Genomic DNA, 17,736 nt, shown 5'->3' with positions numbered 1-17,736 from the left:
GGCCAGGCCGGACGACGGGCGGGTGCATGGGTGCGACGGACCCACCCAGGCCGGCCTACGTCTCCTTCAGGAACGGTGGGCCCGGAAGAACTCGGTGATGTCGTGGGCCAGCAGGCCGGGTTCCTCGTGCGCGGCGAAGTGTCCGCCACGGGGCATGTGCGTGTAGCGCGTGATGTCGTAGGTGCGCTCGGCCCAGCTCCGTGGCGGCCGGCTCAGGTCGGCGGGGAACAGGGCGACGGCCGTGGGGACGGTCACCCGCTCCACGCGCCGGGTCAGGCCGTGGGCGTAGTCGTAGTAGGGCCGGAAGGAGGTGGAGATCGTGCCGGTGAACCAGTAGAGGGAGGCCTGGGTGAGGAGGAAGTCGTCGCTGAAGCGGGCGGACAGGTCACCGCGGCAGTCACTCCAGGCACGGTACTTCTCGACGAGCCAGGAGAGCAGACCCGTGGGCGAGTCCGCCAGGCCGTGGCTGAGGGTGAGGGGGCGGGTGCTCTGCTGGTGCTGGTAGCCGCCTTCGTCTGTCTGCCAGGCCGCCACGGATTCGAGGTGGGCCCGCTCCTGTGGGGTGAGGGTGGCGGGATCGTAGGAGGCCGGGGCGGTCACGGCCAGGAGGTGGATGCCGACGAGCGCCTCGGGGTGGGCCTCGGCGAGCCGGGAGGTGACGCCGGCGCCCAGGTCGCCGCCGTGCGCCGCGTACCGCTCGAAGCCGAGTTCGTCGTGCATCAGCCGGTGCCAGAGGTGGTGGGTCTGCTCCTTGTCGGTGAGTTCGGGCCGCTGTGGTGAGAACGCGAATCCGGGCAGTGAGGGGACGATCACGGTGAAGGAGTCGGCCGGTGAGCCTCCGTAGCGGGAGGGGGTGGCCAACCGCTCGGCGAGTGCGGTGAGTTCGAGGAAGGAGCTGGGCCAGCCGTGTGTGAGGACGATCGGCAGCGCGTCCGGGTGTTCGCCGTCGAAGCGGAGGTAGTGCACGGGTGTTCCGTCGAGGTCGGCGAGGTGTGAGGGGAGCGCGTTGATAGCGGCCTCGTGGCTTCGCCAGTCGTAGCCGTCGGCCCAGTACGCGACCAGGCGGCGGAGTTCCGCCGTGTCGCTACCGGCCTCCCAGCCGTCGACCGGCCAGGGCTCGGCCCATCGCGTGCCCTCCAACCGGGCGCGGAGATCGGCCAGTTCGGCGTCACTGACCGCGATAAGGGGCGGATTGCTCGGCATCGGGTTCTCCTTGGCGTGCTCAGGGTCTCGGTGTGACAGGGGCGGAGTTGTGGGCCCGTGCGCGTGAAGTCAGCGGGTACGGGCGGGTGGTCCCGGCGAGGGGGACAGGCCCCGCCAGGAAGACCGCGACGACGAGCAGGGCGGGTGCGAGTGCGGTGTGGTCGGCGAGGAATCCGATCAGGGCAGGGGCGCCGGCGAGGCCGCAGTATCCGATCGCGGTGATGACGCCGACCCGGTCGGCGGCACGGACGGGTTCATCGGCACCGGCGCCCGGCCACCAGCAGCGGCGCCCAAAGGGCGTACCCGAGCGCCACAGCACCGAGACCGCCGCCGGCCAGCACGGCCACAGCGGTGACGGCCCGGCGGGGCCCGACACGTGTGACGACCGCCCCGGCCGGCGGCACCAGCACCACACCGCCGACGGCCATCATCAGGAGTAGAGGCCCGAGCGATGCCGGACCCAGGTCCATCCGTGCGCGTATCTGCGGCAGCCGGGACGCCCAGGTCGCCCCCGCGAGTCCCAGGCATGCGAAGACCGCGTGCGTCGACCTCACCGCGGCCGCGGTCTCTCGCCGCCACGGGTCAGGGGCGACGACCGCGTTCACGTCCCTCATCCGGTGATCGGGCCGAGGGCTTGCACGATCGCCGCCCGCGTCGCCGCCCGCGGCTCCGGCTCGGTCGCGAGGAGCGCGTGCATGATCAGCCCTTCCAGCAAGGCGTCCAGCCGGCCGGCGGTATCCGGCCCGGCGAAACGAGCCAGAACGGCGCGGCTGTCCCTGGTCCACTTCTGTGTCAGCGCGCGCAGAGCGGGATCGCGTAGAGCCGCGAGGTGCAGCTCGAAGCCCAGGACCGCGCTGCGGCGCCGGGACGGTCCCCCCTGGACAAGGTCCACCAGGACCTTGACCAGGTGCTCGCGCGTCTCCACCTCCGTGAAGAGGCCCTCGAACTCCGCGGTCCGCTGTTCGACATACCTGGCGAACGCCTGTGTCTGAAGCTCGGCCAGGCTCGAAAAGTGGTAAGTGACCGACCCCAACGGCACGTCCGCGCGTGCGGCCACCTTCCGGTGCGTCATGTTGGCCGCGCCGTCCGTCACGAGCACGTCGAGAGCGGCGTCCAGGATGCGCGTCCTGCGCTCCGGGTCATGGCGACGAATCCGCCGCCCCTCGCCTGCCGGAAGGTCCACCTCGTTCATAAGAACAAACGTACACTACTTAAGAACAGGTGTACGCATCCGGCTGAGCGGCGATGGACTGCCACGGATCCGGGTGGTGCAGTGCGCCCACCCGGATCCGTGGCAGGGCTTCTGGTGCCGACGACGTGGCCGTTGACGGCAGCATCGCTGCCACCAGTCCGAGCCTGGACGGCTGACCGAAGCCGGGCAGTCGGTCCCAGTTCACGCAACCCAGTTCGCACAGTCCCCGATCGGCACGTCGTCGCAGAAGGTCCCCCGCAACCCCTTGTGCGCGAGAGCCGTCTCATCGATGACGGAGATGAGACCGCGCAGCTCTTCCGCCACCTCCTCGAATCTGGCCCGTGCTTCATCGGCCTCTACATCGAAGCCTCAGGTGGCAGCCGGGCGCGCCCTGACCCCTCGCTGTCCGTCCTCGCCCACCGGTCCTGGTCACCGCTGAGGGCCACCAACGGCGGGCCGGCGTCCGCTGGTGTTGCTGAATCGGCAACAGACCTCGCGCGTTTCATACTGCCCGCTGAATGATCGACGGTGCTGCCCTTGACGGCAGAGACGTCAGCCCGAGTCCGGACTCCTTGTCCGTGCCGGCTCCACGACCGACGCCCGCAGAGGAATGATCATGCCTCACACATGTGCCACTGACCGCGTCCACCGTCTGGTGTCCTCGCCGGCCGGTCGAACACACCTGGTCGAGCAGGGCAGCGGACCAGTTGTCCTGCTCGTGCACGGCTTCCCCGAGTCCTGGTATTCCTGGCGTCACCAGCTGCCCTCGCTGGCCGCCGCCGGCTACCGGGCGGTGGCCATCGATGTCCGCGGCTACGGTCGCTCCTCCAAGCCCGAGGCGGTGGACGCGTATCGGATGCTCGACCTGGTGGAGGACAACATCGCCGTGGTGGAGGCCCTGGGCGAGCGGTCCGCGGTAGTCGTCGGTCACGACTGGGGCGCGACCATCGCCGCGACCTCCGCCCTCGTCCGGCCCGATGTGTTCCGCGCGGTCGGCCTGCTGAGCGTGCCCTACACACCGCCCGGCGGCCCGAAGCCCAGCGAAATCTTCGCGCAGATGGGCGGAACCGAGGAGTTCTACGTCTCCTACTTCCAGCAGCCCGGCCGGGCCGAGGCAGAGATCGAGCCCGACGTCCGCGGCTGGCTCGCGGGTTTCTACGCCGCCTTGTCCGCCGACACCATGCCCGCCCCCGGGACCCCGGACCCGCACTTCGTCAGCCGCGGCGGCATGCTGCGCGACCGCTTCCCGGCCGGCCGGATTCCGGCCTGGCTCAGCGAACACGACCTCGACGTCTACGCCGGGGAGTTCGAACGCGCCGGCATGACCGGCGCCCTGAACCGCTACCGGAACATGGACCGCGACTGGGAGGACCTGGCCGACTTCGACGGAGCCGCCATCACGCAGCCGTCGCTGTTCATCGGAGGCGGTCTGGATGCCTCCACCACGTGGCTGGCCGACGCCATCGCGGCGTACCCCACGACCCTGCCCGGCCTCACCGCCTCACACATCCTCGACGGCTGTGGACACTTCCTCCAGCAGGAACGCCCCCTGGAGAGCAACAAAATCCTGACCGACTGGCTCGCCTCCCTCGCCATCTGATGGTCATCTGCACCTACGACTCCCTGGACAAGATCGAGTAAACCCGCAACACACGCTTCGCGGTGCCGCCCTTCGACCTGGCGGTCATGGACGAGGCACACGGGATCGCAGGCCGCGCCGACAAGAAGTGGGCCGGCCTGGAGATCACCGTGTGTCACCTGCCGCCCGGCACCTCGAAGTGGAACAAGATGGAGCACCGGCTGTTCTCCCACATCACCATGAACTGGATCGGCAGGCCTCTGATGAGCCATAAAGCCTGCTCCAGGCCATCGTCGCGACGACGAGCCGTACCGGCCTGACGGTGCACGCCGATCTTGGCAGCGGTGAGTACCCCACCGGCATCCGCATCAGCGAAGAGGCCACCGGCCGCCTTACCGATCACACGCCACCGCATCCACGGAGACTGGAACTACACCTTCCACCCCGCAGGTCATCAACCGGGCCCAGGCCTTCCCCGGCAACCCGGGTGGTCAGCCGAGGGCTCTCACCCCTCACGCTCCACGACCTGCAGCATCCCGAGCTGACCGGCATGTCCCGCAAGCAACTCGGCGCCCCGACCCGCTCCTTGATCCCCGGGCTGGCAGAGCACCGCGAACAACTCCGCCACGCAGCCCTCGGCGGACACCACGCTGCGTCGCACCAGGTACCGGCCGCAAACCCGCACGCACCCCCGCCGACCAGATCCTGGTCACCATCCTCCACCCGGCCGGGCACCGGGCCGCCGCCAGCACGTGATGCCCGAGCCGAAAACCGAGTTCCTGCGGCAGGTACTCCCCCTGGATCCCGGTGTGCAGCACATACAAGATCCCGCACAGCACACGGCTTGCGGCCGGGATACCGGAACCTGCGCTCACGCTGCGGCAGCAGCGGCTCCAGGTGATCCCACAGTTCATCCGACATGATCCACGGCGACGTCCCCGCACCGGGCCGAACGCTCAACTCCCGCCCCGGACAAGGCAACCGGAACCAAACCACCTCATTGGGTTAGGGAGTTGTGAGGCACAGCGATCATTACGAAGACGGTACGTGCACCCGCGCCACAGTAAGGGCATGAGGCAGTCACCGGTCGATCGCGTTCAGGGCGTCGAGCAGTCGAGGGCTCGCGGGTGAGCCCTCGTCCGGCAGGCCGGGAGTGCGATGGAGTTCACCGTCGATGATCTCATAGTGGCCGATGGCCTGCAGGGGCGGCGAGTAGACGTGGACGGTGATCGCCCCGGCGTCGTGGTCCATCCGGTGGATGCCCGAGCCGGGGAAGGAGAACGATTCGCCGGGGCCGTACCGCAGTGCGCGGCGCGTACCGACCACCGGCAACCCCTCCTGCCAGGCGGTGCCTTCCAGCACGTGCACACCGACACAGGAACCCTGGTGGTCGTGGTAACCGGTGTCGCGCGATTCCCACCAGGTGTTCAGCCACGCCTCCGAGTGCTCGTTGCGCCACAGCAGCAGATACGAGCCGGGGCCGGAGCGGTCGAGCGCGGCGGTGTCGACGAAGGCCGCCGCCCGGCGGGCCCGGTCCGCACACTCCGCGGGCAGGAACGGGCGGTCGGACACGCCGAGTTCGGCGAGGGAGGTCATGTCGATCGGGGTCGTGTTCATGGTCATCCTCGTGAGGGGGAACGTCGTGGACTGTCATGGGTTCGTCGGCACGGGGGAGGGGTCGGGGTGGGCCGGAGCAACCACACCGGCCTCACCGTGGTCGCCGACGGCAGCGGGCCGGCGGAACGCAAGATCCGCCGGGAGTTCTGGACCGACCCCGCGCTGGGCGTGGCCCGCTACACGGACGCCGGTTGCGAGGAGGCCGCCGAGAAGGCCCGGGGGAGGGGCCCTCGACCTGGGTGTCACTCCTTTCCCGTGAACAGTCGGCGCGGATTGGCGATACGCAGTGCGTACGCCGTGGCCCCGCCCAGACCGAAGCCGGGGTATTGCGGCGGTCGCGCGTAGGGCCGGTCCGAGCCCTGGACGACGGCGTCCACACCGAGGGCATGGACGATCGCGTCCACGGCGGTCGGACCGTACGAGGACGTGTCGACGAACACGCCCGGATCGGTCACCTCCCGCGGTCCGCCCCGGGCGGCGTAGCGCTCCCCGTGCAGCGGGGCGAGTCCGGCCAGTAGCGCGAAGCACACCCGCAGACGCGGATGGCGCGGCCGGCCGAAGGCCCGGAAGGCGAACCAGGCGGAGTGCATCTGCTGGACGTACGGGACCATCGCGGGCCACCATCCGGGCCCCTCGGAACCTCCCGGTGCGGGCCCGGGGTGGACGAACAGGGGGAGGCCGCGCTCTTCGAGCAGATCCAGCAGTGGGGCACAGCGCGCGTAACCGGTCGGGTCGGCAAGGGCGTTGGCCGGGAGCTGGAGGCCGACGAACCCCCGGTCCAGTTCCTTGGCCGCCGCGTTCGCGTCGATGTCCCGGACGCAGGCGGCGGCCCAGCCCCCGAACGGTTCGGGCAGCTCGGCCACGCCCTCGTGATACGCGTCGAGCAGGGGCCGGGCCTCGGCGGCGGGCAGCCACTCCACGCCGATCGGGGTGGACAGGGAGACCAGCGCCCGGTCGAGCCCGTCGGCGACGGCGAGTTCCGTACGCCCCGCGATGTCGTGGTCGGCGGGCGATGTCTCGTAGGGCGGCTCACCGTCCAGGAACAGCGTCCAGCCCTCCAGGTACGGCGGCTCGCGGCGGGACCGCAGGGCCGTCACCAGCGAGGGGGTCCACAGGTGCTGGTGCACGTCGACGTTGGTCATGCCGATCCTCCCGCCAGGGCGCGCAGTGTGCCCCGGACATCGTCCGAACCCAGGATGTCGCGGCCGACCGTCTCCACGTCCACCCCGCAGGCCCGGTCGTCGTCCAGGCGGGATACGACCTTCCGGATCGCGCTGTGCAGGAACTCCGGTCCCCGCCCCAGCACGGGTGGCGCCGCCAGATCCACCGCCTGCGTGGCGACCACGGACTCCACGGCGAGCAACTGCCGCAGCCGCACGAGGATCGTGGTCAGCCGCCGTGCGCCGAGCGCCGCGTTGGTCGAGTCGTCCTCGACGGCGTGCGCGCCATGACGGGGGTCGGTGCTCACCGGCACCGACAGCATGCGGATCTCGGCGACGAGCGCCTGCGCCGTCTTGGCCAGTGGGGCGAACCCCGAACGCTCCGGACCGTACGGCGAGAGGTTCGCGGGCAGTCCGCTCACCGCCGGGTCGAGCAGCCGCCGCATGCGCTCGGCGGAGATCGACGCGGTCTGCGTCAGAGCCAGCGCGAGGGTGTCGAAAGCGAGGGCGAGGGCCGGGGTGTGGAAGTTCCCGGAGGAGAGGATCTCGCCGGTGTCGGCGAGGACCACCGGGTTGTCGCCGCACCCGTTGAGCTCCGGCCGGAGCGCGGCGTCGGCGAAGTCCAGCGCGGTGTGCAGCGCCCCGTGCACCTGGGCCGAGCAGCGCAGGCTGACCGGGTCCTGGACGCGCCGGGCGTTGCGTGGATCGCTCAGCGCACCGCCGTCCAGGAGGGCGAGCAGTTCACCCGCCGCCCGGGACTGCCCGGGGGCGGGCCGCAGTTCCAGTACCCGCGCGTCGAGCGGGCTCGTGTTGGCCCGGAAGCCCTCGTAGGTCAGGGCCGTGACCGCCTGGGCCAGGGTGAGGACGGCGGCCGCCTCGTGCAGGGCGAGCGCGCCCTGCCCGGCCGCCAGCGGGCTCGCGCTGCACAGCACATGCCCGTCCTTCGGGCCCAGTTCGGCCGGGGCGAGACCGGCCCGCCGCAGCGCCGCGGCGCCGTCGAGCACCTCGCCGGCGAACTCGGCGCTCCCCTCACCGATGACGACCAGACCGACATGGGCCATCTGCACCAGATCGGCGGCGCCGATCGATCCCACCTCGGGTATCACGGGGTGCACCCTCGCGTTGAGCAGGGCCACGAGCAGGGTCAGGATCTCCGGTCGTACTCCGCTGCCGCCGCCCGCGAGGCCGTTCACGCGGGCGAGGACGGCCGAGCGTACGACGGGGACCGGCAGCGGATCGCCGACCGCGTTGGCCCGCCCCCGGACCGTGCGGACGCTGAACGCCTCGAGTTCGTCGCGCGGCAGTGCGTACGACGAGCGGGTGCCCAGTCCCGTCGTCAGGCCGTAGGTCGGCACCTGACGGTCGACGACGTCGTCCACGACCGCCCGCTCGCGTGCCAGCCGCGGGGGCACCTCCTCCGCCAGTTCGACCCCGGCGCCGTGGTGGGCGACGGCGACGACATCGTCGTAGGACAGCGTCCTGCCGTCGATGACGACCCGCCTCATGCGAACCGCAGCTTCTGGCCGAGGCCACGCACTTCGGCCTTCTTCAGCATGGCGGCGCCCAGGGCGATGTCGGAGAGGGAGAGGCCGCGGTGCCAGAACAGGTTCGTCTCCTCGGCGCTCTCCCGGCCGGGCTTGGCGCCGGCCACAATCTCCCCCAACTCACCGTGTAGATTGGTCCTGTTGAGCCTGCCGGAGTCGACGTGTGCGCGCAGGGCGCCGAACGGTCCGGCGTGCGCCTGACCCCAGTCGTCGACGACGATCTTGTCCATGATGTCCGTGAGAGTGAGCTCGACGGCGCTGTTCGTCCCGTAGGGCACGACCAGCGCCCCCGGGGCGATCCACTCGGTCTTCAGCAGCGGCTCCGGACGTTCCAACCGTGACGCCTCCACCACGATGTCCGCTCCTTCCACGCAGCTCTTCCAGTCCTCGGTCACGACGACGGGCTTGCCGAGTTCCTCCTCCAGCCGCCGGGCGAAGGCCTCGCGGCTCTCGGGGCGGCGCGAGTGGACACGGATCTCGGACAGATCGAAGATCCGGTCGAGCAGCCGGACGTTCCAGTACGACGTGGCACGGGCGCCGATGTGCCCGAGCACCGTGGCGTCCGGGCGGGCCAGGTGACGCGCCCCCAGAGCGGTCAGGGCACCGGTACGCATCTCCGTGAGGGCGGTCGCGTCGAGCACGGCCACCGGCATGCCGCTGCGCGGGTCGAAGAGGTTGAGCAGAGCCATCTCGGAGGGCAACTGGGCCTTGTAGTTGTCGACGTAGTCGCCCACGATCTTGACCCCGGCCAGCGCCAGCGGAGCGATGTAGCCCCTGAGGACGTTGAAGTGGCCGTTGAACGCGGGATCGGGCGTGAGGTGGACACGTGGTTCGATCACCGTCTCGCCGAGGCCCTGGGCGCGCAGCCCGTCCTCGACGGCGTCGAGTATCTCGATGTCAGTCAGTTCGAGCTGTTCTATGTCCGCGCCGTTGAGGAAGGTGAACCAGACAGGTTCCATGGGCTGGGTCCCTACGTCTGAGCTGCTGGTTTGCTGATTTCGTACGACTGTAATGCGCCGTTAACAGATAGCCATTGACTGCCATTCATCAAGGCATAACTCTGCATGACCATATGCAGTCCGGGTAAGGGGCAGTCTTGATCAGATTCGACGCGGTGAGCAAAAACTATCCGAACGGCACCACGGCCGTGGACGACCTGTCCCTGGAGCTCGGCGAGGGCGGCATCACGGTTCTGGTCGGTCCCTCCGGCTGCGGCAAGACCACGACCTTGCGCATGATCAACCGCATGGTGGACCCGACGTCCGGGACGGTGAGCCTACGCGGCCGGGACATACGCGAGGTCCACGCCCCTGAGCTGCGTCGGGGCATCGGGTACGTGATCCAGCACGCGGGGCTGTTCCCGCACCGCACCATCCTCGACAACATCGCGACCGTTCCGCTGCTGCTCGGCTGGAGCCGGAAGAAGGCGCGGGCGCGGGCGTCGGAGCTGCTGGAACTGGTGGGGTTGCCGACGGAGATGGCCAAGCGCTACCCGAACCAGCTCTCCGGCGGGCAGCAGCAGCGCGTCGGGGTGGCCAGGGCTCTGGGCGCCGACCCGCCGGTCCTGCTGATGGACGAGCCGTTCAGCGCGGTCGACCCGATCGTCCGGGCGGAGCTGCAGGCGGAGTTCATCCGGCTGCAGAAGGAGCTGCACAAGACGATCGTGTTCGTCACTCATGACATCGAGGAGGCGATCAAACTCGGCGACAACATAGCGGTGTTCCGGACCGGCGGAAGGCTGGCCCAGTTCGACACCCCCGAGCGGCTGCTCGCCCACCCGGCCGACGATTTCGTCGCCGGATTCGTGGGCCAGGACCGGGGCATCCGCCGACTGTCCTTCGTCAAGGCCGCGAAGGTGCCACTGCGTCAGGGCCCGGTGCTGACGGCCGCCACGCCCGTCGGGCAGGGCCGGGCTGTCGGCGAGTCCTGGCTGCTCGTCGTCGACGACGGCCGGCGACCGCTCGGCTGGGCCGCGGCCGCCGAGCTGCCCGAGAGCGGCACGCTGGCCGATACGCCCCTGGCCCCCCTCGGACACACCTTCAGCCTCGCCGGCGACTCGGCACGGGCGGCCCTCGACTCCGCGCTGCTGTCGCCCGCCCGGCTCGCGGTGGGTGTCGACGCGGACGGCGCGGTCGTCGGCGTCGCGGACGCCCATGAGCTGTCCGTCGTGATGGCCGCCGAAGGCGCCGAGACGGCGGTGAACGGTGACAAGGCCGACGGTGATGACCGATGAGCGACGGTGAACCGCTTGTCCGGTGGCAGTGGATCGGCGATCACGCCGGCGAGCTGGCCGACTACACCGGCCTCCATCTGAGACTGGGCCTGCTGCCAGTGCTGTTCGGGCTGATCATCTCGGTGCCGCTCGGGATCGCGTGTCATCGCTGGCGCTGGCTGTACCCGCCGGTGCTGACCGTTTCCAACATCCTGTACTCGATCCCGTCACTGGCCCTCTTCATGATCTTCGTCCGTTACACGGGGCTGACCGAACGCACGGTGATGATCCCGCTGACGCTCTACACGCTGTCGGTTCTGGTGCCCAACGTCGTGGACGGCCTCGCCTCGGTCCCCGAGCCGGTCCGGCAGGCGGCCACCGCGCTGGGATTCGGCACGATACGCCGGGTCGTCCAGGTCGAGCTGCCGATAGCCGTCCCCGTCGTCATAGCCGGGGTACGCGTCGCCGCCGTCTCGTCCATCAGTCTCGTCGCCGTGGGCCAGCTGATCGGACAGGGCGGTCTCGGCTACTACATCACCCGGGGCCTTCAACTCGACTTCCCGACCCCGATCGTGACCGCGATCGTACTGATCATGCTGCTCGCGCTCACCACCGACGCGCTGCTGGTCCTGGCGCAGCGGCTGCTCACCCCGTGGTCCCGGAGCAAGGTGACGTCGTCATGAACGATTTCCTGAACCAGGTCCGGCTCGTGTGGGAATGGCTGACGTCCACACAACAGTGGCACGGCGACGAAGGCATCCCCCAACGGCTCCTGGAACACCTCACCTACAGCGGTGTGGCCCTGCTGTTCGCCGCGCTGATCGGGCTGACGTTCGGGCTGCTCGTGGGACACACCGGGCGCGGCGCGTTCGCCGTGGCCAGCGTCGCCAACCTCGCGCGGGCCATCCCCACCTTCGGTCTGGTGGTCCTCGTCGTCACGCTCGCCGGGCTGAGCACCACGCCGGTGCTGGTGGCTCTGGTCGCGTTGGCGGTCCCGCCGATCCTGATCAACACCTTTGAGGGTGTACGAGGTGTCGACCCCGCCAGCAGGGACGCGGCGCGCGGGGTCGGCATGACCGAGTGGGAGGTCCTGGTGCGGGTGGAGGTGCCCATGGCGCTGCCGCTGATCCTCCTCGGCCTCAGGATCGCCGCGATCCAGGTCGTGGCCACCGCGACCGTCGCGGCCTACCCCGGCCTCGGTGGCCTGGGCCGCTTCATCGTCGACGGACTCTCCCGCAACGACTATCAGCTCGTCATCGGCGGCTCCGCCATCGTCGTCGTCCTGGCGCTCGTCGTCCAGATCGTCTTCACCGTGCTGCGGCGCGTCATCGTCTCGCCGGGCCTGCGGGCCCCGGCGTCCCGCCCCTGAGTTCTTCCATGCTTCCGGGCCCTGAGAAAGGAAACACCCATGAGCCCCAAGACAGCTGTGTACCGCGCCGCCGCGTTCGGCCTGATCGCCGCCTTCTCGCTGACCGCCTGCGGTGGTGGCGACAGTGACAGCAATCCACTGACGGGCAGCAGCAGTGGCGGTGACGGCGACGGCAAGTCCCTCGTCGTCGGCTCGGCGAACTTCCCCGAGAACCAGCTGCTCGCAGAGATCTACGCCGAGGCACTCGAAGCCAAGGGCCTGAAGGTGACGCGCAAGTTCGACATCGGAGCCCGTGAGGTCTACTACGACCAGATCGTCAAGGGCGGCATAAGCGTCTTCCCCGAGTACAACGGCGCCCTGCTGGCAGTGGCGGTCGACAAGAAGAGCACCGCGACCGGTACCGAGGAGATCAACGCCGAACTGAAGCAGAAGCTCCCGAAGTCGGTGGAGATCCTCGACTCCGCCCAGGCCCAGGACAAGGACTCGGTCACGGTCACCGCGGAGACCGCCGCCAAGTACCACCTCAAGACCCTCGCCGACCTCAAGCCCGTCGCGAGCAAGCTGACTCTCGGCGCCGGCTCGGAGTTCAAGACCCGCCAGCAGGGCTGGATCGGTCTGCAGAAGATCTACGGCGTCGAGTTCGGGAAGTTCCAACCGCTCGACGCGGGCGCCCAGAGCACTCTGCTGAAGCTGCTGGATTCCGGCAAGGTGCAGGCCGCCAACATCTACACGACCGACCCTGCCATCGTCGAGGACAAGCTGGTGGTGCTGGAGGACCCCAAGGACCTCTTCTCCTCGCAGAACGTCACGCCCCTCGTCTACAAGTCCGCGGTCAACGGCACGGCCAAGGCGGCGCTCAACGGCGTCTCCGCCAAGCTCACCACCTCCGACCTGCAGGACATGATGAAGAAGCTCGTCAACGACAAGGAGGACGCCAGCACGGTCGCCAAGGAGTGGCTGACGAAGGCCGGCATCGTGAGCTGACCGGTTCGGCCATGGTGACCGGTTCGGCAACACACAGGCTGGGGGAGTGGATGAGTGAAGGTGCCGGGACTGACATGCCTGCCGGTGTCGGCGCCTCCGCACGGTTGCACCAGCTCTTCGAAGGTCGTCGGCTCACCCCGACGCAGCGCCGCATCGCGCACTGCCTGGTACGGCGAGCAGCGGATGTGCCCTTTCTGTCGAGCGTGGAACTGGCCCGACTGGCCGGCGTGAGCCAGCCGTCGGTGACCCGTTTCGCGATTGCTCTCGGCTTCGACGGATATCCGGGGCTGCGCAGTCATGTGCGCCGACTCGAGCCCACTGGAACCGGGTTGGACCAGGCGCCGAACCACCCGTACCAGCAAGCGGTGCAGGCCGAGATCGACAACCTCCGGCACCTGGCGTCCCTGCTAGCGGATCCCGGGCCCGTGGAGCGCGCCGGCCGGCTGCTCGCCGCCTCCCGGCCACTGCCGGTGCTCGGACTGCGTGCCTCTGCCGCTCCGGCGCGGGGCTTTTCCTACTTCGCCGCGAAGGTCCACCCCGACGTGCGCCTTCTCGACGAGAGCGGTTCCCTCCTCGCCGACCGTATTGACGCGGCCCGGCACGCCGGCGCGAGCGCGCTCCTGTGCTTCGCGCTGCCCCGCCACCCGCGGGAGATCCTCGCTGCGCTCAGCCACGCCCGTGACACGGGACTGACAGTGATCACGATCGCCGACGGCACGTTCGCCCCGGTGGCCGCACAGAGTGATCTGCTCCTGCCGGCGGCCGTGGGGACGGATCTGGTGTTCGACACCGTGAGCGCCCCCATGCTGCTGGGGCAGGTCCTCCTGGAAGCGATGTGCGACGCCCTGCCGAATGCCCAGGCCCAGCTGGAGGAGTTCGACGCGCGGGCCGCGGCGCGGGGGCTGTTCGTCGACTGAGCCGGAAGGACCCGGAACGGCACCGTCAACTTGGTGGTCGGGCTCCGTGAGATGGTCTTCGGTCGATCGTCTTGAGGGAGGCCTTTTCGTGGTGCCGTGCCGTCGTCGTACAAGGGCTTTCGGTATCCGGGCGAGGTCATTGCTCACTGTGTCTGGACGGCATTTCGTCACTGGGTACCGCTGCATCTCGTCGGTACCCCAGTGTTGGCGTGAGTGGATGAGTTACCGGGGGCCATGGTCGGCCACGGCACGCTGTTCGCTAGCATTCCTGCGCATGACGAGGCGGGGGTGGCGACTGAGTGTCGTGGCGGTGCTGGCGGCGATCTGTGTCTCCGGTCCAGGACGCCCGGAGGGCATCCGTACGGCGTCGGACCTCGGCCCCCTCCCGGCCGACCGCTACGACTTCACGCCGCTGGACTACCAGCGATCGCAGCGGGCGTCGGCGTTGCTGGTCCGGCAGTGCATGGCGGAGCGTGGTCACCCCGACTTCCCGCTCGACCCCCGCTACCCCCGTGACCCCATAGTCGCCACCGGGGTCAGCACCGACTACGGCGTCCTGGATCTCGCCGCCGCCCGCCGCTGGGGCTACGGCTGGGACCCGGCGAAATCCCGGGCTCTCCAGCCGAAGGGCCGCCGGATGACCAACGCCGAGTATGCGGACCTCCCCGCCTGCAACGCCGCGGCGAACCGGCGGCTGATGCGCGGCATCGACCTCAAGCGGGACTGGCTCTACCCAAGTACACGGGCGATCGAAATCGACAAGGCGGTCAAGCGCGACCCGCGCCTGCGTGCGGCATGGGATGTGTGGTCCCGCTGTGTGGCAGAACAAGGATTCACGCGCTATCCCGACCCCGTCGCGGCGTACACGGACACCGCCTGGCAGCGGGGCAGTGACGGCAACACCCGGCATACGCAGCGGGAGCGGGACACCGCCGTCGCGGACGTCACCTGCAAGCGCCGCCACCATACGGCCGAGCTCTGGCACGCTGCACGGGCGCGGAAGCAGGCCGTGGACATCACACGGCACCGCGACCGATACGCCGCGGGACTGCAGGCGCTGCGGGCGTACCGATCCACCATCGCCGAGGTGCTGCGAAAACTCGGTTAGCGGGATGCGACGCATGACTGTGTGAGTCCCGCGAGAGTCGAGGGATAGTCGCGCATCTGACGGCCGCCCTGGCCGAGGTTGGGACCCGTCTGACGGACCTCGCCGACGCACACTGAAGCCGTACGCGTGGCCGAAAGACCGCCGCCCGAACGGAGATCCCTGTGCCCAGAGGCATATGCACCTTCCCAACGCCCGGGCCCCGGCGTGGCCGCACTGGAACAGAGTCTTCAGGTGACGCGCCGCAGGACAGTCTGGCCCCTTCCCCCCCTTGTCCGGTGAGGACGAGATGACGCTGGCCAAGTGGGCAGAGTTGTTGCGTGAGGAGACCGAGCAGCTCAAGGAGACGCTGGAGCGGCGGCCGGTCATCGGTATAGCCCGCGGGGTGCTGATGGTGGTCTGGTCGTGCACGTTGGAGGAAGCCTGGGAGATCTTGGTGACGGTCTCGCAGAACACCGACACCAAGGTGCACGACATCGCCCAGGCCGTGATCGCGACGACGCGGCAGCAGCCGATGCCGGAGAATTTGCAGAAGCCGCTGGCCGCTGCGGTGGCGGCGCGGCGGGCCCGAAGAGGTGACGGGCGAACCCAAGGCGGGCCCGTCAGGCAGGCAGGCCGTCGGCCGCATCCCCGAGATGCGGGGGAATGGCGCCGGGGCCCGGTGCACGGATCGGTGTGCAGGCCACGTTGATTACGGTGATCGGGAGAGTTGCGATGCTCATGAACACCCCGCGGTACGGGCGAACCTGATCGCCTACACCCTGTGCGTACAAACCGACACGCGTGACATCGACGCCGCGCTCATCGCCGCCCGCCACCAGCTGCCCGGGGCCCGCCCGACGGACGACTCCCTCCTTACCGCCTGATGTGAGCACCACCTCCTACCGCCCGGCACGGCCTGTCAGTGGATTTTCCTACTTGCCAGCCAGAACCAGCAGGTCACCACCGTCTGACGGCTTCGTGACGGTGTGGCCCAGCGGGACCAGCAGGCCCGAAACCGCAGCCTGCACGATCGCCTGCATGCTGTCGCCCGAGGCACCGGGCTGCTCCTTCGCCAGCGAGGTGAACCCATCCGAGGCCGTCCACCTCACCAGCACCCCGGCCGGCACCGTCATCACCGCAAGCCCGGGCCTGCCGTCCTCTGCCTCCTCACCGACGAGGTGGAAACCCGCCTCGATCAAGGCATGCCGAACCTGCACAAGCAGGTCGGACCGCGCAGACGACACGAGCCACGCCTGCCCCACAATCCCCAGATCAAGCCTTCACTTCGGGCAGGCCTCACGCATCCGTCCCGCCGGACGGGAAATGGCCTCTGCCCGGCGGTGCCGCCTCAACACCTCACACTGGCGTCCCCACCCGGGAAGAGGGCAGGGGAAGGGCCGCTTCGACCTCCCCAGGTTTCGCAGCCCTTCCCCGGCACGCACCGTTCGGCTACCCGCAGGATCCGCGCTCATGTCAGACCGGCTTGCCATGCCTGCACGGCCGTCGCCCATGTTCCTGCAGCAGCGCCGGCATCGGCTTCCCGGTCGCGGCCGAGATGACAGCCTCGGCGGCTTCTCGCAGTTTGGCCTCACGAGGTGCTTCGGGCCCGGGCGGCGCGGCCGTCTGGAGCTATGTGGAACAAGGCAGGAGCCGCTCGGTGTCCGTTTTCGCCCGTCGCGCGCTCGGCGCCGCGGCCCTCGCGGAGGGCGCCTACGAGACGGCGTACGACCAACTCCGCGCGGTCTTCACGGCAGATGGCGCCCCCGTGCACTATCACGCCGCTTATCCGGCCCTCGCAGATCTGGCCGCCGCAGCGGTGCGCGCCGACCGGCACGCGGAGGACCACGCGATCGTCGAACGTGCCGCACGCACCCTTGCCGCGGGCGCCTCACCCCGCCTGCGCGCACTGATCGACCGCGCCCGTGCCCTGCTGGCCGACCCCGAGGTCGCCGAGCCGCACTTCCGGGCGGCCCTGGCCGACCCCGTGCTGGAGCACTGGCCCTTCGTACGCGCCCAGACCCTGTTGGACCTCGCCGAGTGGCTACGACGGCGTCGGCGCATCGCGGAGGCGCGGGTGCCGCTGACCGAGGCTCTGGAGACCTTCCGGCGCCTGGGCGCGCGCCCGTGGATCGAGCGGGCCCGGGCCGAGTCGCGGGCACCGGCCTCGATGTCGCCGAGGCCGCCCCCGACGCGCTCACCGAACTCTCCCCGCACAGCAGCAGATCATCAGGCTCGCCGCTCGCGGACTGACCAACCGGGAGATCGGCGAGAAGTTCAACCGCCGGTGGGAACCTCCAGGGCCACAGTCCGCTGCGAAGGACTTCGTTAGGTCCCCTGACGGTCACTGCTCACCGGGTCCGGCGGCCTGACGGCCGTCGGGCCCACACTGTCAGGCCATCGAACGCAACCGGTCCAGTTCGCTGCCGATGGCATCCCGCAGCACATCGTGCTGTGGCCCGAGCTTGAACCGCTCGTCACTCCATCGGTCATGCGGATACAGCCACACCGGCTTGCCCACCAGCTCGGCCGGCTCCCACTCGAAGCGCGGCCACACATGGGCATGCAGGAACGGGTCCGTGTTGCCGAGGATCTCCAGATTGACCCGGCGGAAATCGGGGTCCAGCCGCAGACAGACCCGCTCAACCGCTTCTCCGAGTTGATCCATGTCGGACAGAAACGACAGCCGCTTGGCCCTTGGTAGGTCAGACAGCCGTTGAACACCCGGCTCGCCCGCGAGGAGAACTGAGTACCCGGGCAGGAACTGAACGTCTCCGATCACCGCGAAGCCAGACTCAAGCCGCCGCATCACGGTCGGATTCTCGCCCCGCAGAGCAGCCCCGATCCGGTCCATCCGCCACTCACCAGTCATGGC

The 17,736-nt window shown here is 69.6% G+C and carries 18 protein-coding genes and 4 pseudogenes; 12 read left to right on the top strand and 10 right to left on the bottom strand.

What is annotated here, in order from left to right; translation table 11 throughout:
- Window positions 1-66 precede the first annotated feature (66 nt).
- The 3 genes from ABZ027_RS04415 to ABZ027_RS04405 all read right to left on the bottom strand — a co-directional run bounded on the left by ABZ027_RS04415 (window position 67) and on the right by ABZ027_RS04405 (window position 2,395).
- Window positions 67-1,203 (bottom strand): epoxide hydrolase family protein, encoded by a 1,137-nt coding sequence (locus ABZ027_RS04415; protein WP_356764228.1) that lies wholly within the window; start codon window positions 1,201-1,203, stop codon window positions 67-69.
- Window positions 1,204-1,457: 254 nt separating this feature from the next.
- Entirely contained in the window at window positions 1,458-1,817 is a 360-nt protein-coding gene (locus ABZ027_RS04410; protein WP_356764226.1) for a hypothetical protein, read from the bottom strand.
- On the bottom strand, window positions 1,814-2,395 hold the full coding sequence (locus tag ABZ027_RS04405) for a TetR family transcriptional regulator (RefSeq protein ID WP_356764225.1): 582 nt from the start codon (window positions 2,393-2,395) through the stop codon (window positions 1,814-1,816). Before ABZ027_RS04405 ends, ABZ027_RS04410 begins: the two co-directional genes overlap by 4 nt.
- Before the next feature lie 616 nt (window positions 2,396-3,011).
- Here ABZ027_RS04405 and ABZ027_RS04400 point away from each other — a divergent pair.
- Both ABZ027_RS04400 and ABZ027_RS04395 read left to right on the top strand, forming a co-directional pair.
- Window positions 3,012-3,995 carry an alpha/beta hydrolase gene (locus tag ABZ027_RS04400; protein WP_356764223.1) on the top strand — a complete coding sequence of 328 codons (984 nt, stop codon included), beginning with the start codon at window positions 3,012-3,014 and terminating at the stop codon, window positions 3,993-3,995.
- A 134-nt stretch (window positions 3,996-4,129) separates the two neighbouring features.
- Window positions 4,130-4,411 (top strand): annotated as a pseudogene (locus ABZ027_RS04395) (ISAzo13 family transposase); the annotation flags it as partial.
- A gap of 330 nt (window positions 4,412-4,741) precedes the next feature.
- On the opposite strand, the pseudogene ABZ027_RS04390 reads toward ABZ027_RS04395, so the two are convergent.
- Both ABZ027_RS04390 and ABZ027_RS04385 read right to left on the bottom strand, forming a co-directional pair.
- Window positions 4,742-4,895 (bottom strand): annotated as a pseudogene (locus tag ABZ027_RS04390) (transposase); the annotation flags it as partial.
- Between the two features lie 159 nt (window positions 4,896-5,054).
- Window positions 5,055-5,591, bottom strand: coding sequence for a hypothetical protein (locus ABZ027_RS04385; protein ID WP_356764221.1), 537 nt, complete (start codon window positions 5,589-5,591; stop codon window positions 5,055-5,057).
- A gap of 30 nt (window positions 5,592-5,621) precedes the next feature.
- Between ABZ027_RS04385 and ABZ027_RS04380 the strand changes: the two genes are divergently transcribed.
- The gene (locus ABZ027_RS04380; protein WP_356764431.1) at window positions 5,622-5,936 is read left to right on the top strand and encodes a hypothetical protein; all 315 of its coding nucleotides are present in this window, start codon (window positions 5,622-5,624) and stop codon (window positions 5,934-5,936) included.
- Here ABZ027_RS04380 and ABZ027_RS04375 read toward each other — a convergent pair.
- Genes ABZ027_RS04375 through ABZ027_RS04365 form a run of 3 tightly spaced genes read right to left on the bottom strand, consistent with a single transcriptional unit; the run spans window position 5,834 to window position 9,254 of the window.
- Window positions 5,834-6,733 carry an amidohydrolase family protein gene (locus ABZ027_RS04375; RefSeq protein ID WP_356764219.1) on the bottom strand — a complete coding sequence of 300 codons (900 nt, stop codon included), beginning with the start codon at window positions 6,731-6,733 and terminating at the stop codon, window positions 5,834-5,836. The genes ABZ027_RS04380 and ABZ027_RS04375 overlap by 103 nt on opposite strands.
- Entirely contained in the window at window positions 6,730-8,256 is a 1,527-nt protein-coding gene (locus ABZ027_RS04370; RefSeq protein ID WP_356764217.1) for an aromatic amino acid lyase, read from the bottom strand. The genes ABZ027_RS04375 and ABZ027_RS04370 overlap by 4 nt, the downstream gene beginning before the upstream one ends.
- Window positions 8,253-9,254, bottom strand: a complete 1,002-nt coding sequence (locus ABZ027_RS04365) for an ornithine cyclodeaminase family protein (RefSeq protein WP_356764215.1) — start codon at window positions 9,252-9,254, stop codon at window positions 8,253-8,255. The genes ABZ027_RS04370 and ABZ027_RS04365 overlap by 4 nt, the downstream gene beginning before the upstream one ends.
- Before the next feature lie 137 nt (window positions 9,255-9,391).
- On the opposite strand from ABZ027_RS04365, the gene ABZ027_RS04360 reads away from it, so the two are divergent.
- The 8 genes and pseudogenes from ABZ027_RS04360 to ABZ027_RS04325 form a co-directional block, all read left to right on the top strand.
- A complete protein-coding gene (locus tag ABZ027_RS04360; protein ID WP_356764213.1) occupies window positions 9,392-10,528 on the top strand; it encodes an ATP-binding cassette domain-containing protein in 1,137 nt (378 codons plus the stop codon).
- Complete coding sequence (locus ABZ027_RS04355) at window positions 10,525-11,190, top strand: ABC transporter permease (protein WP_356764211.1); 666 nt, start codon at window positions 10,525-10,527, stop codon at window positions 11,188-11,190. Before ABZ027_RS04360 ends, ABZ027_RS04355 begins: the two co-directional genes overlap by 4 nt.
- Complete coding sequence (locus ABZ027_RS04350; RefSeq protein WP_356764209.1) at window positions 11,187-11,876, top strand: ABC transporter permease; 690 nt, start codon at window positions 11,187-11,189, stop codon at window positions 11,874-11,876. The genes ABZ027_RS04355 and ABZ027_RS04350 overlap by 4 nt, the downstream gene beginning before the upstream one ends.
- A 39-nt stretch (window positions 11,877-11,915) precedes the next feature.
- Complete coding sequence (locus tag ABZ027_RS04345; protein ID WP_356764208.1) at window positions 11,916-12,860, top strand: ABC transporter substrate-binding protein; 945 nt, start codon at window positions 11,916-11,918, stop codon at window positions 12,858-12,860.
- 50 nt (window positions 12,861-12,910) lie between these two features.
- Window positions 12,911-13,777 carry a MurR/RpiR family transcriptional regulator gene (locus ABZ027_RS04340; protein ID WP_356764206.1) on the top strand — a complete coding sequence of 289 codons (867 nt, stop codon included), beginning with the start codon at window positions 12,911-12,913 and terminating at the stop codon, window positions 13,775-13,777.
- Window positions 13,778-14,051: 274 nt separating this feature from the next.
- Window positions 14,052-14,885 (top strand): hypothetical protein, encoded by an 834-nt coding sequence (locus ABZ027_RS04335; protein ID WP_356764204.1) that lies wholly within the window; start codon window positions 14,052-14,054, stop codon window positions 14,883-14,885.
- Window positions 14,886-15,171: 286 nt separating this feature from the next.
- On the top strand, window positions 15,172-15,573 hold the full coding sequence (locus ABZ027_RS04330) for an ANTAR domain-containing protein (RefSeq protein WP_356764202.1): 402 nt from the start codon (window positions 15,172-15,174) through the stop codon (window positions 15,571-15,573).
- 46 nt (window positions 15,574-15,619) lie between these two features.
- A pseudogene (locus ABZ027_RS04325) lies at window positions 15,620-15,748 on the top strand (DUF5133 domain-containing protein); the annotation flags it as partial.
- A 48-nt stretch (window positions 15,749-15,796) separates the two neighbouring features.
- On the opposite strand, the gene ABZ027_RS04320 reads toward ABZ027_RS04325, so the two are convergent.
- Window positions 15,797-16,063, bottom strand: coding sequence for a hypothetical protein (locus tag ABZ027_RS04320; RefSeq protein ID WP_356764201.1), 267 nt, complete (start codon window positions 16,061-16,063; stop codon window positions 15,797-15,799).
- A 449-nt stretch (window positions 16,064-16,512) separates the two neighbouring features.
- On the opposite strand from ABZ027_RS04320, the pseudogene ABZ027_RS04315 reads away from it, so the two are divergent.
- A pseudogene (locus ABZ027_RS04315) lies at window positions 16,513-17,137 on the top strand (LuxR family transcriptional regulator); the annotation flags it as partial.
- A 116-nt stretch (window positions 17,138-17,253) separates the two neighbouring features.
- Here ABZ027_RS04315 and ABZ027_RS04310 read toward each other — a convergent pair.
- A complete protein-coding gene (locus ABZ027_RS04310) occupies window positions 17,254-17,733 on the bottom strand; it encodes a diadenosine tetraphosphate hydrolase (RefSeq protein WP_356764199.1) in 480 nt (159 codons plus the stop codon).
- Window positions 17,734-17,736: the final 3 nt, after the last annotated feature.

Origin of the sequence: Streptomyces sp. NPDC006332 (assembly GCF_040612855.1) — a bacterium.
Lineage (GTDB): Bacteria > Actinomycetota > Actinomycetes > Streptomycetales > Streptomycetaceae > Streptomyces.
This window is presented reverse-complemented; position numbering and strand designations above follow the sequence as displayed.

Excerpts from the sequence above, each read along its gene's own strand:
- ABZ027_RS04400 (WP_356764223.1), top strand. The coding sequence starts at position 3,012 with ATGCCTCACACATGTGCCACTGACCGCGTCCACCGTCTGGTGTCCTCG.
- ABZ027_RS04310 (WP_356764199.1), bottom strand. The coding sequence starts at position 17,733 with ATGACTGGTGAGTGGCGGATGGACCGGATCGGGGCTGCTCTGCGGGGC.
- ABZ027_RS04365 (WP_356764215.1), bottom strand. The coding sequence starts at position 9,254 with ATGGAACCTGTCTGGTTCACCTTCCTCAACGGCGCGGACATAGAACAG.
- ABZ027_RS04375 (WP_356764219.1), bottom strand. The coding sequence starts at position 6,733 with ATGACCAACGTCGACGTGCACCAGCACCTGTGGACCCCCTCGCTGGTG.
- ABZ027_RS04345 (WP_356764208.1), top strand. The coding sequence starts at position 11,916 with ATGAGCCCCAAGACAGCTGTGTACCGCGCCGCCGCGTTCGGCCTGATC.
- ABZ027_RS04330 (WP_356764202.1), top strand. The coding sequence starts at position 15,172 with ATGACGCTGGCCAAGTGGGCAGAGTTGTTGCGTGAGGAGACCGAGCAG.
- ABZ027_RS04355 (WP_356764211.1), top strand. The coding sequence starts at position 10,525 with ATGAGCGACGGTGAACCGCTTGTCCGGTGGCAGTGGATCGGCGATCAC.
- ABZ027_RS04405 (WP_356764225.1), bottom strand. The coding sequence starts at position 2,395 with ATGAACGAGGTGGACCTTCCGGCAGGCGAGGGGCGGCGGATTCGTCGC.
- ABZ027_RS04370 (WP_356764217.1), bottom strand. The coding sequence starts at position 8,256 with ATGAGGCGGGTCGTCATCGACGGCAGGACGCTGTCCTACGACGATGTC.
- ABZ027_RS04415 (WP_356764228.1), bottom strand. The coding sequence starts at position 1,203 with ATGCCGAGCAATCCGCCCCTTATCGCGGTCAGTGACGCCGAACTGGCC.
- ABZ027_RS04385 (WP_356764221.1), bottom strand. The coding sequence starts at position 5,591 with ATGAACACGACCCCGATCGACATGACCTCCCTCGCCGAACTCGGCGTG.
- ABZ027_RS04340 (WP_356764206.1), top strand. The coding sequence starts at position 12,911 with ATGAGTGAAGGTGCCGGGACTGACATGCCTGCCGGTGTCGGCGCCTCC.
- ABZ027_RS04410 (WP_356764226.1), bottom strand. The coding sequence starts at position 1,817 with ATGAGGGACGTGAACGCGGTCGTCGCCCCTGACCCGTGGCGGCGAGAG.
- ABZ027_RS04350 (WP_356764209.1), top strand. The coding sequence starts at position 11,187 with ATGAACGATTTCCTGAACCAGGTCCGGCTCGTGTGGGAATGGCTGACG.
- ABZ027_RS04335 (WP_356764204.1), top strand. The coding sequence starts at position 14,052 with ATGACGAGGCGGGGGTGGCGACTGAGTGTCGTGGCGGTGCTGGCGGCG.